The sequence below is a fragment of the Shewanella sp. 1180_01 genome (assembly GCF_052850535.1).
On the sequence record NZ_VXCT01000083.1, the window covers coordinates 1 to 12,887 of the forward strand.

The 12,887-nt window shown below is 45.1% G+C and carries 7 protein-coding genes; 5 read left to right on the plus strand and 2 right to left on the minus strand.

Translation table 11 applies throughout. The features are described from left to right. Nucleotides 1-352 precede the first annotated feature (352 nt). The gene (locus tag FW758_RS23210; protein ID WP_446446661.1) at nucleotides 353-2,005 is read right to left on the minus strand and encodes a dipeptidase; all 1,653 of its coding nucleotides are present in this window, start codon (nucleotides 2,003-2,005) and stop codon (nucleotides 353-355) included. 410 nt (nucleotides 2,006-2,415) lie between these two features. Between FW758_RS23210 and FW758_RS23215 the strand changes: the two genes are divergently transcribed. From FW758_RS23215 to FW758_RS23225, 3 genes are all read left to right on the plus strand, one after another. Next, the gene (locus FW758_RS23215; RefSeq protein WP_446446662.1) at nucleotides 2,416-4,620 is read left to right on the plus strand and encodes a M3 family metallopeptidase; all 2,205 of its coding nucleotides are present in this window, start codon (nucleotides 2,416-2,418) and stop codon (nucleotides 4,618-4,620) included. Nucleotides 4,621-5,097: 477 nt separating this feature from the next. Next, complete coding sequence (locus FW758_RS23220; RefSeq protein ID WP_446446663.1) at nucleotides 5,098-5,574, plus strand: hypothetical protein; 477 nt, start codon at nucleotides 5,098-5,100, stop codon at nucleotides 5,572-5,574. A gap of 311 nt (nucleotides 5,575-5,885) precedes the next feature. Further along, nucleotides 5,886-6,335: an acetyltransferase gene (locus FW758_RS23225; RefSeq protein ID WP_446446667.1), complete on the plus strand. Its 450-nt coding sequence runs from the start codon at nucleotides 5,886-5,888 to the stop codon at nucleotides 6,333-6,335. A gap of 142 nt (nucleotides 6,336-6,477) precedes the next feature. On the opposite strand, the gene FW758_RS23230 is transcribed toward FW758_RS23225, so the two are convergent. After that, nucleotides 6,478-8,622, minus strand: a complete 2,145-nt coding sequence (locus FW758_RS23230; RefSeq protein WP_446446664.1) for a M3 family metallopeptidase — start codon at nucleotides 8,620-8,622, stop codon at nucleotides 6,478-6,480. A 708-nt stretch (nucleotides 8,623-9,330) separates the two neighbouring features. On the opposite strand from FW758_RS23230, the gene FW758_RS23235 reads away from it, so the two are divergent. Both FW758_RS23235 and FW758_RS23240 read left to right on the plus strand, forming a co-directional pair. Next, nucleotides 9,331-11,376 (plus strand): bifunctional 2',3'-cyclic-nucleotide 2'-phosphodiesterase/3'-nucleotidase, encoded by a 2,046-nt coding sequence (locus FW758_RS23235; RefSeq protein WP_446446665.1) that lies wholly within the window; start codon nucleotides 9,331-9,333, stop codon nucleotides 11,374-11,376. Between the two features lie 155 nt (nucleotides 11,377-11,531). Further along, nucleotides 11,532-12,290, plus strand: a complete 759-nt coding sequence (locus FW758_RS23240) for a DUF2057 domain-containing protein (protein ID WP_446446666.1) — start codon at nucleotides 11,532-11,534, stop codon at nucleotides 12,288-12,290. The last annotated feature ends 597 nt before the right edge of the window (nucleotides 12,291-12,887 follow it).

Sequence of the window (12,887 nt, forward strand, 5' to 3'; positions counted from 1 at the left end):
GACAGTAGAAGCAGATATCCATCAGGGCCAGAGGAATCCCTCAACAACAGGCCGGATATATGGGTGCAATGAACTCTTCTCAAAATCGCTATCGAATGTCTTGCAAACCGGATGGGTCCATATATGGCGAGCTAGCTTTCGCAGGTGCAGGGACGCATCCTTCGTAAGCGATAGCAAATTTGTCAATGAGCACAAGGGGCTTTCAACTCCGTTGGGGGCGTCTTGGAGCATCCAAGGAGGATAGGACGAGCAGTCCTCCTTGGTCGACTCTTAATTAAACATCAGGGGGTGAAGCCCCACGACTTTGATTGTGATTAAAGAATTCAAACGAAGTTTGTAATGGTAGAGTTCACTATTTAACCGCCGATAGCTCGATAAACGCTGCGGTGTACATTTTTAGATTCAGCATAAATTGCTTATGGGTGATGAACTCTTTTTCGGTGTGGCCAGTGTATTTCACGCCCGGCATTGCAGGGCCAAAACTTAAGGCATTGGGGAATAATTTACTGTTGGTTGAGCCGCCGATTGCAACGGGTTTAGGGTCGACTATGCCAGTGAAGTGGGCAAACACGTCGAGCAGGGTTTGTTGCTGCGGCGCGTCCTTCATCACCATAGGCTCACCCCAATAACTTTCGATATCAGCAAGCTGCACTTGGTGTTTATCCTGCCACAAAGCTAAGGCTTCACGGGCTTGCTGAGCGAGTAACTCTGGTGTTTTACCGACGGGACGACGCAAGTTAATGGTCACCTCAGTGCCCTTCTGCGTTTGCACCACCACAGTTGGGGCCAGAGTCAGCGGTCCCATAAAATCATCTTTATAGGCTAAGTCACCAAATTGCTCGGCATAAATGCCTAACCCCACCAGCTCGTTCATGGCGGCGACAGTTAAGGATGCGCTAGTTTTCGGCCAAGGTTTATCATTCAATTCGGGACTTAACAATGCCGCCAAATGGGTCACAGCATTCACTCCATCTTCAGGAGTGGATGAATGGGCGGCTTTACCGTCGGCAAAGATATGCAAGTTGCACTGTTTATCGACGCAATGGTTTTCAAAACGATATTTCATCCCCTGCTGCGCGGCGGCTCTTCTGGTCTGTAACTTTGTCAGTAATGCGGGTGAAACCGCCTCAATTTCCGCCTCGGCCTGCTGCGGTACTTGGCTGGCAAAATAGCCGCCAGAGAAAGCCGTTAACGTGGGAGTTTGGGTTGAAGCCTCTGCTTTAGCTTCTATATTGGAGATCGTAATATTGGGCACTGTAAAGGTAATCTTGCTCCAGCCTTTCTCGGCGGTGACCACGGGGTATTCGGCATCGATAGTAATGTTCATATCCGCTGGCGTGTAGCTGGCTAAAAAGGTTTTCAGTGGTTCCCAGTCGGACTCTTCAGCAAGATAAACCAAGAGTTCAATGCGTCTATCTCGCTTAATGTGTTTATCTTTAATCGCCTTCATCGCATACATGGCAGTGACAATGGCGCCCTTGTCATCCTCTGTGCCGCGGCCAATCAGTTTGCCAGGTTCCGATTGAGTATCAAGCAGATAAGGGCTCTGCGCCCACAAGGCAGGATTAGCTGGTTGCACATCGCCGTGGGTGACTATGCCTAACTTTTTAGATTCATTGTTTACAGCCGAATTGGCATCTAAGCCAATCAACACCACATAGCCATGATCGGCATAATCTAACCCGAGCTCCTGACTGAGTTGTTTCAAACTCGACTTAAAGCCTACAAAGGCGGGATTGGTATCTGGCGTTTGCCCTTCAACCGCTTGGGTATTAAAACTCACCAACTGAGTCAAACTCTGCACCATAGCCGCATCGTATTTTGCGACCGCATAATCGGCGACCTTTAGTGCATTTTGGCTTAACTGGAGGACGTTTGTGTTAGCCGCTGTTGTTGCTGGCGCTGGCGCCGCAATGCACTGCGGCATAACCCAGCTGGACGCAGTCAGTAATGCCAAGGATAACGCTCGACGCACGCGAGCATTTTGAATACCAGATTGAGACATAGAAGATCCTATTATTGTTATTCGTGTTTTAGGACCGTACTGCAAGAGACGGTTGAAAATGGATTAAGCTGGTTTACTGCAACGTGTTGCTTATACCAGTCATCTGCGACGTGTTTGCGGCTATCATCTTCGACTACAGCCTTGACCCATGACCTTGCCAATAAAGCTCACCGAGACGCGATAACAGCCGCAGCCAGTTTGCCATATTATTTTGCTTAAAAGCCTGAAACAAAACATTTGTTACAAACTAAACACAAAATCGATGGAACCCCTAGTCCGATACATGTTAAACAGTCACATTAAGATAAATTAATGGTTTTAGCCGCGCGTAGACTTCAATATTTGCTGAAATCCATGGCCACCATCAAACAATCACCCATAACAATAATCGACCTAACGGGGAACAAATAATGAAGGGACTAACCCTTAAACCGCAAGCCCGCACGGCTAAGCTCACGCTAAGTGCCATCGCTTTAGCCTTAACTTTGGGCGCATGTAGCACACAACAACCCGAAGCCAGTGTTCAAGCAAGCGCAGCGCCCAATGCCGTGTCAGCGCAGATTATCAGTCAGAATGCGACCAATCCATTCTTCAAACCCTATGATACGCTTATGGAAATTCCGGCCTTTGATAAGATCAAGCCAGAGCATTTCCTCCCAGCCTTTAAAGCAGGCGTGGCTCAGCAACACGAGCAAATTCAAGCGATTGTTGATAATAAAGCAAAGCCCACCTTCGCCAATACCATTGAAGCCATGGAGTTTTCTGGCGATCTAGTGACCCGCGTTTCTAACGTCTTCTTTAACCTGACAGGCGCCGATACTACGCCAGCATTGCAAGCACTCTCCAAAGAAGTGTCGCCTATGTTATCGTCCGCCGAAGACGATATCCTGCTCAATGACAAACTGTTTCAAAAAGTCAAAGCCGTTCACGACGCGAAAGACAGCCTAAAACTCAGCACGGCCCAAGCCAAATTGTTGGAAGATACCTATAAATCTTTCACCCGTGGCGGCGCTAACTTAAGCGAACAAGATAAAACCAAACTGCGCGCATTGAACGAAGAAATCGGTAAACTCAATTTAACCTTTGGTGACAATCTATTAGCCGAAACCAATGCCTTCGAATTAGTGGTTGATAGCAAAGCCGATCTCGCCGGTTTACCCGCAGATGTGATTGCGACCGCCTTTGAAACCGCCAAAAAACGCGGCCATGAAGGCAAGTGGGTATTTACCACGTCTCGCCCTTCTATTACGCCGTTTTTAACCTATGCCGATAATCGCCAGTTACGTGAAAAACTCTACAAAGGCTATATCGAGCGCGGTAACAACAATAACGCCAACGATAACAAGATTATCCTCGCGAAGATTGCCGCCCTGCGTGCCGAACGTGCTCAACTGATGGGCTATAAAACCCATGCGGATTTCGTGTTAGAAGAACGCACAGCTAAAACACCAGAAAACGTCTACGGCTTGCTCAACAAAGTATGGCCAGCGGCATTGGCCCAAGCCAAAACCGAAGTGGAGGATATGCAAGCCATGATTGACGCACAAGGTGGTAAATTTAAGCTGCAAGCGTGGGACTGGGATTACTATGCTGACAAAATTCGTGTCGCTAAGTACAGCTTTAACGAGCAACAAACCCGCCCGTATTTCTCTCTCGACAGTACACTAAAAGGCGTGTTCTACACGGCTAACCGTTTATACGGTTTGACCTTTAAAGAGCGTACCGACTTACCCAAATACAATGCAGAAGTCCGTACTTGGGAAGTTTACGATAAAGACGGCAAGCTGATGGCCATCTTTATGGGTGACTATTTCACCCGCGACAGCAAACGTGGCGGCGCTTGGATGAACTCTTTCCGCAAGCAATACCATATGAATGGCATTGATTCTAAACCTATTATTGTTAACGTATTGAACTACCCTCGCCCAGCGGGCAATGAGCCAGCGCTGCTGACCTTCGATGAAGCCAGCACCCTATTCCACGAATTTGGCCACGCCCTACACGGCATGTTATCAAACGTGGAATATCGCTCACAGGGTGGCACCGCCGTACCTCGCGATTACGTTGAGTTCCCATCGCAAGTGAATGAAAACTGGATGACCCAGCCAGAAGTGTTAGCCCAATTTGCCAAGCACTACAAAACTGGCGAAGTGATCCCGCAAGAGCTAGTGAAAAAAATCCAAGCGGCCAGTAAGTTCAACCAAGGCTTTGCCACCGTTGAATACATGGCGGCCACTAAACTCGATTTAGATTGGCACACACTAACCGATACAACGCCAAAGGATGCGGCCAAGTTTGAGGCGGACTCGTTAGCGGCAATGGGACTGATTGAAGAAATTAGCCCACGCTATCGCAGCACTTACTTCTCGCATATTTTCGCAGGCGGTTATTCAGCAGGCTACTACAGCTACCTGTGGTCGGATATTTTAGGCGCGGATGCTTTCGAAGCCTTTAAAGAAAACGGCATTTTCGACAAGGCCACTGCGGATTCCTTCCGTAATAATATCCTGTCGAAAGGTGGCAGCGATGATCCTATGCTGATGTATAAAAACTTCCGCGGTAAAGAAGCCGGTATCGAGCCGCTACTGCGTAGCCGTGGATTACTGGCAGAGTAATCGCTAATCATTTGCCAAAGGCAAGATAAACAACGGGAGCTTCGGCTCCCGTTTTCTTATAATTTTATTCAGCAACTTCTACAATAACCTATTAATTGGCTCAATATTTTAGTACTGTGTTGCCGCATATAAGGATATTTTTAAAATTATCAATGGAAATGATTATGTCTAATGCCCTACTAAGCTCTCCATTTCAAGCAAATAAAGAAAAACTGCTCACACTGCGATGACAGAACGAACTCAATACCACTCGAATATTCAAAGCTCTGGATGCTGACCCAAATACAATTGGTGCCGAAGTGGTTTTTATAGACCATGAATATTCCCTATGATTCCTTTATGCCACTAATATCCCATTCGATTAATATTACGAGAATGTAAAGATACAGTAAGTACCAGCTTTAGCCTTCGCAATAAGGCGTACAGGTGGATAAATATACAATATAACAATCGTCAGCTATAAGGAATTCAGATTCTATGTCAGATAATTTTTTTGAGAAACATGACTTATCTATCGGCGTGTTTGTCGTTGGTATTGCAGTCATCATGTTCCTTATGTTTGGTGCGGGTGCTATCGGCCCTTTACTTTTCCTTACGATTGAAACGCTATTCGGTAAATTAACAAACGAAGAGTATGGTATCCTTTTCGCATCAAGTATAGTGATCATGACCCTGAGTATTGTTATACCAAATGTATTAATTATACGAGGTAGACCTCGAGCAGTTAAAATCAATCAAATAAACGTCTATTTTCAACTCATTTGTTACTTACTGTTTTTATTCGTACTTGAACACAAACAAACCTGGATTTTTCTCTGCTTTGTTATTTTTCCGTTATTAGCGAACTGGTTAATGTCGTCTGCTAAATATCTAACCTTCCTTGCCTTTTACGAAACTCTACGCAAGGATCCAATCGTGTTTAGACAAAGCTTAGCAAAAAGAATATTTAAGTAAACACAGTAAATACAAGCTCTATTATCTGATATTAGTTTAAGTATATTTATCATTAGAAAACATTAACAACACGCCATAATATAACCTAAAAAAGATAATGGGTGACGATGAGCAATTAGGTCTCGATGTCAGATAAATTTTGAAAAACATAACTTTTCTATCATAATTGTCGACAAGGTTACTGCGGTTCTCATCCGTAATCATATCCTTTTTAAAGGCGGATTCGTAAAGGTTGGTACGTTCCCGCTTCACATGTTAACCCACTTTAATTCACCGCTTAGGCGACATTAAATCTTCAATAGAGTTATATGATGAATATTGAGATGGTAGAAAAAGCAGATCATCTTAGTCTGCTCGATATTTGGGAAGCATCGGTAAGAGCAACCCATGACTTTTTAGCAGAAGAAGATCTACAACAATTAAAGCCGCTGCTCCTCGAACAGTATTTTGATGCCGTTCACTTAAAGTGCGCTAAAAATGACAATGGAGAAATACTCGGATTCTGCGGCGTACATGATGGCAATATTGAAATGCTGTTCATCTCACCTGACGCGCGCGGAAAAGGTATTGGTTCCATGCTAGCGACACATGCCATTAAAGAACTAGGAGCCACAAAGGTGGATGTTAATGAGCAGAATCAACAAGCATTAGGTTTTTACCAACATATTGGTTTTTCAGTAACGGGTCGCTCACCCGTTGATGGACAGGGTAAACCTTATCCACTGTTGCATATGGCGTTATATTCCATTGAGGGATTGTAGATGTATCCTGATTCAATCGATGAGAATAGGGTTGGAGAGTATCCGGCGGAAACAAAAATGATGAATAAATCCGCCCCGATATCAATAAAAAGGCTTGCTAGGTTTCCTTAACAAGCCTTTGGGCCTTTTTACAACGAATCGATTAGTCGACTAAACCGCGGCGCTTTAACAGTGCATCGGTTGTCGGTTTTTTACCGGTAAAGTGAATGTAATCTTGCATGAGATCTTCACTGTTACCTTTAGATAAGACTTCCTTACGGAATTTGTCACCATTATCGGCTTTCAATCCACCCTGCTCGCCCATATAGGCAAAGGCATCGGCGGCAAACACTTCGGTCCACAAATACGCGTAATAACCTGCGGAATAACCACCGGAGAAGGCATGGCTAAAGTAGCTCGATTTATAACGCGGTGGAATTGGCGCAAAATCAAGGCCATGTTTAGCTAACACTTGGTGCTCAAACTTCTCTACATCGCTAATTTGAGTAACGGCGCTGATAGAGTGCCATTCCATATCTAACAAGGCAGCCGACAGATACTCAACGGTATCAAAACCTTGGCCAAACTTATTTGAGGCTAAGATTTTATCGAGCAGCGCCTTAGGAATGGGCTCACCCGTTTTGTAGTGTTTGGCATAGTTAGCAATCACAGCTGGGTCGATATTCCAATCTTCGTTAACCTGGGATGGGAACTCAACAAAGTCACGTGCAGTTGATGTGCCAGCAACACTTGGGTATTTCACCTGCGAGAATAAACCGTGAACCGCATGACCCATTTCATGGAACATAGTGGTCACTTCATCGAAGGTCATTAACGTTGGGCCATCGGCTGGCTTAGGAATATTCAGCGCGTTATAAACAACGGGCTTAGTGCCAAGCAGACCGCTTTGGGTGACGAACTCATCCATCCACGCGCCGCCGCCTTTGCCTTCGCGGGCATAAGGGTCAAGGTAGAATAAGCCAATAGAGCTGTTATCTTTATCAAAGACTTCAAAGGCTAAGACATCGGGATTCCACACGGGTAAATCGGTACGCGCTTTTAAGCTGATGCCATACAGTTTATGCATAGCGTAAAACAGCCCGTCTTGCAGCACAGTATTAAACTCGAAATAAGGCTTAATACTGCTTTCATCGAGGGAGTATTTCTCTTGACGCACTTTGTCGGCGTAATAAGCCCAATCCCAAGGTTGCAGCTCAAAATCACCGCCCGCCTTTTTGATTTCAGCTTGAATATCAGCCGCTTCCACTTTGGCACGTGCTAAGGCTTTTGGCGCTAAATCATCGAGGATTTCATACACAGCGGCGGGGGTTTTCGCCATTTGATCTGCAACCGCATAGGATGCCCAAGTATCGAACCCCAGTAAATTGGCTTTTTTAGCCCGAATTTGCGCCATTTTAACAATCAATGGGCCATTGGTTGCGACGGCTCTGTGCGCCGAGGTTTCCCACACTTTTTGGCGCAGTTCACGGTTGCTCAGGCTAGAAAGCACAGGCTGGCGAGTCGTGTTCACTAAGGTAATCAAATAGCCCTCTTTTCCAGCAGCTTTGGCGGCAGCGGCTAAGGTGGCGATTTCGCTGTCAGATAAACCAGCTAACTGGGCTTTATCAGTCACAACAATCACATCATCTTTAAATGATTTTAAGCTGTTTTGTGAAAAGTCCGTCGCTAAGGTTGCAAGCTCGGCGTTAAAGCCGCGCATTTTAGCTTTATCTTCAGCCGACAATTTCGCGCCAGCGCGAACAAACTGCTCATAGTAGTATTCAACTAAACGCTGATCTTCCGCATTTAAGCTGCTTTTTTGTTGATATACCGCTTCAACACGGGCAAATAACGTCGGATCGAGATAAATATTATCGCGATGGGCAGATAGCTTAGGTGCAAGATCTGCTTCGGTTTTCTGGAAATCATCATCAGAAATCAGACCGGCGAGATTAAAGAAGGTCCGCGACACCCGCGTTAATAATTCACCCGAGGTTTCCATCGCCAGAATGGTGTTGTCAAAACTGGCCGCTTGCTTGTTATTCACAATGGCAGCGATTTCAGCATCATGGGCTTTAATGCCTTGCTCGAAGGCAGGAGCATAATCTGCCGTATGGATAAGGTTAAATTGTGGCGCTTGATCCTGCAGTGGACTCTTGCTCAGCAACACATTGGTTGCTTCTGCTTTAGCAGCAGTTTGAGTCGCTACGGCATTTTTAGCTTCATTGGCACTGGCGGCTGGCTTGTCTGAACAAGCGCCAAGTAACAAAGCCGCGGCCACGGCTGTGGTAATAACGGACTTACGCATATTAACTCCCTTGGATGTTGCTGCCCTTTCGTTTGTATTTTTAAGGTGAAAGGTGCGCGCTAACGGATTTTGGCTTTCAGTTTAAAACAGTCTGAATTAACGAACGCTTGTTGCTACGGTCGTTAATTTCGATGAGCTACCTTAACAAGTTACGCGCATTTCAGCCAAGTTTTACCCCGCCGCAGCGGCGCGAATTTGTATCACTTTATGTGTATTTCGAGTCTATATGTGCTTATGCCAACGCTTAGCTACACCTAATGTGCTGCGATCCTTGCTAAGTGCTTGCAAGCAAAGGTGATGAGGATTAGCTAAAATTCAATGTAAAAAGAATTATTTAAAACAATCCAATTGGATTTTTTAAGCCAAATATTCTCAACATAGAAAGCAGCATAAGCAAATAAAACACCGTTTCTATAACAAATATTAATTCTTCTTAATAAACTTTTTGCTGTACTTATTTAAACCTCAATGTAACAAATACACAGGCCAAATGGCTCATTATTTAGGCAGACGCACTCTGGGTCACAATTTGAAACAGCTTTTCTCCGATTAATGTCACATTCAGATCATCAAATGTCTTTATAATTCCCGCTCGTTAACTTAGCGACAAATTAACATAACAGTTAAATGACGCTGAATTAACGGGATGATGGGCATGCTCTTGACGGAACATGCGTTGGGGTCAAATAAATATAAATAGAGATAACTATGTTAAATAAGAAAATACTCGCAGTGATGATCACTGCCGCCCTTGGTGTCAGCGCCTGTAATTCTGATGACGACAAAGTCGTTCAAGCCGATTTACGGGTACTCGAAACCACAGATCTGCATACAAATATCATGGATTTCAATTACTACAGTGGTAAAGACGATCCCACAATCGGTCTTGCCCGCACTGCAAGCTTGATCCACGCTGCACGCAGCGAAGCCAAGAATAGCGTCCTCGTCGACAACGGCGATCTGCTACAAGGCAGCCCTATGGGCGATTATATGGCCAAAGTTGGCCTGCAAATGGGCGATGTTCACCCTGCTTATAAAGCCATGAACCTATTAGATTATGAAGTCGGTAATATCGGTAACCATGAATTTAACTATGGTTTAGACTTCTTAAATAAATCCATTAGTGGTGCAGATTTCCCTTATATCAACTCAAACGTTTATTGCGCCGACGATAAGGGTTGCTGGAAAGAGGTGAAAAAAGGTGAGCATTTATTCACCCCTTATATCATTAAACAAAAAAATATTATCGACAGCGAAGGCAATAATCAAACCATTAACATTGGTTATATTGGCTTTGTGCCACCACAAATTCTATTGTGGGATAAGCAAAACCTGACAGGTAAAGTAACGGTTGAAGATATCGTTACCACCGCGAAAAAATATGTTCCCGAAATGAAAGCCAAAGGGGCCGATATCATTATCGCCATTCCACACTCTGGCATTGGTTCAACGGAAAATCCTGGCGATCCTATGGCTGAAAACGCCACTTACGCTTTGACTTATGTTGACGGTATCGATGCGATTCTATTCGGTCACAGCCACTCTATCTTCCCAGATGCTAAGTATGCTGACTTGCCCAATACCGATGTCACAAAAGGTCTACTGAACGGCGTTCCCGCAGTGATGCCAGGTCGTTGGGGTGATAACTTAGGGGTGGTTGACTTTAAACTCGAACGTAGAGATGACAAGTGGCATGTCCTTAGTGCGAAAACGCAAGCTCGCCCTATCTATAATGGTGCAACTAAGGAAGAGTTAGTTAGCCAAGATCCTGCAATTAAAGATGCTGTCGCAGCAGAGCACCAAGGTACCCTCGCCTTTGTGGATGAACCTATCGGTGTCGCCGCGGCGGACATGTATAGCTTCCTTACCTTAGTGCAAGACGACCCTACGGTACAAATCGTTTCCGATGCGCAAATCGCTAACGTGAAAGCGAAATTACCTGCAGCATTAAAAGGGCTGCCAGTACTGTCAGCCTCTGCACCTTTTAAAGCGGGCGGTCGCCACGGTACAACCAGCGATGCCGATCAATTTGTGCAAGTCGATAAAGGTCCACTGACCTTCAAAAACGCCGCCGATCTGTACCTGTATCCCAATACTATGGTGGCAGTCAAAGCAACGGGCGCCGAATTGAAAGATTGGCTTGAGTGCTCAGCCAACCAGTTCAATCAAATCGACCCAGCAAAAACCACCCCACAAGAGTTAATCAACTGGGATGGCCATCCAACCTATAACTTCGACGTACTCGATGGCTTAACTTACAAAATTGATGTCACTCAACCGAACAAGTTTGACCGCGATTGCGCCGTCGTTAATGCCAACGCAAACCGTATCGTTGATTTAAGCTATAAAGACGAAAATGGCAAAGTCATCACAGGTGAAGAATTTGCCGCGAAAGAGTTTATCGTCGCCTCAAATAACTATCGTGCCTTTGGTGGTAAGTTTGCCGGTACGGGTAGCGACCATGTCGTGCTTGAACTGCCCGATACCAACCGTGAAGCGTTAGCGGCTTATATCACAGCGCAATCTCAATACAACGAAACCACGGGTAAGTACGAAGGTATGGTCAATCCAAGTGCCGATTACAACTGGGATTTCAAAACCATCACGACCAACGTCACATTAGACGTTCGCTTCGAAACCCAAGACAGTGACAAAGCCGCTGCCTTTATCGAAGCCAATAAACAACGTGAAATGAAGAAGATCAGCAAGGATGAACTGGGTTTCGCCGTTTATAGCATCACCCTAACCAAATAAGCGTTCAATCCCGAAATATCGCCTCAAAAGGCTCCTCGTGAGCCTTTTTTATTCCCTACAGATTAAATTAACGCTAATCTGCGCGCTATAAACGGCGTGTCGCCAAATATCTACCTTATTATTTAGCGACGTCCTCGCAACAACAGAGAAAGCTTATGAAATATCAATCAATCTTATGTGCCACCGCGTTAATGCTGGTTGCAGTGCAGCCTGCAACGGCCGATGTTAATCTCAATCTGCCTAAAAATGCTGAAGTGTTAACGGTCAATGGCAAACCAGCCGTAAAGAGTAGCAACCTCGTTTTAGCCGATGGTATCAATCAGATAGCCTTTCGCTATGCCGCGCAATACCGGCAGCAAGCTGACTCAGTGCATTATCTATCCGACGTGCTCATCGTCCGTTTTGATGCGTCAGCACAAACACTTACCCTGACACTTCCCGCCATCAACTCAGCCAGAGATGCCAAGAAATTTGATGAGTCACCCAAGCTGACACTATCAAATGCTCAAGATGAAGCCGTGAGTTTTACCAGCGATAAATTGATTAAGAATGGGATCCAACTGGGACGGGATTTCGAACACGAGATACTGCAGTACAACCTTAGCAATCTTCCGGCTTCATTAAATCTCACTATGAATACCGCGACAACACAAGCAAACGACGTCATTGCACCAGTATTGGCAAGCCAGCCACAAATACGCCAAACAGCAGCAGTCACATCCACGAACTTGATAGCACCAGCAGTGATGTCGTCAGCTGCCACAGCGGTAGATGACAAAGCTCAGCCAACGACTTCAGTGACATCTACAACCGCACCTAGCCAAGCTGAAATCAGTCAAATGCTTGATTACTGGTACAAACAAGCTAACGACAATACCAAAGCCAGCTTCAAAGCTAAAATCAACAAAGAGTGACTCATACCGCTTCAGTTTATCTATTTAAAACTGCTAGCTTAGTACCACACATGAACTGGCGGCTCTATTCAGTTCGTAAAATTAGAACTTAGTAAAACTTAAGCTCATTAAAAAGCGCCCAGTAAACCATTCCCACTTCACAGCTTAATGTTATTTCAAATAATGAAACGGTTTCAAAAACGCTAAAACATGTAAATTCCAGACGCAAAAAAGCCAGCTTACTCAGCTGGCTTCGTTATATCTGCACAAGACTCTTTTCCAGACCATGCTAGGCGCTTGGCTATAGCCTACTTTCTTTTATCCCCGAAGGGAATACATAGGAGCGAGTCATCGTTGCCTAAAATGCGCAGCATTTCGATGGTGAGTCGCACAGAGCAATGTTTTGCGTAGCTGGGGGCAAGGTACAGGAATGTGTCAAATATTAAAAATACATGGCCGCTATTGTTGACCAATCATAGCGGCGGGTGATCGCCATGTAAGGGTGAAAGCGTCAATATTGGAGGAGCATTTATTGACTGACATAGAGATAAGTTTTCGCGAAGCGTATAAACACAAAAGCCCTAGCGGTTTAGGCTAGGGCTTTTGTGTTTATTTGGA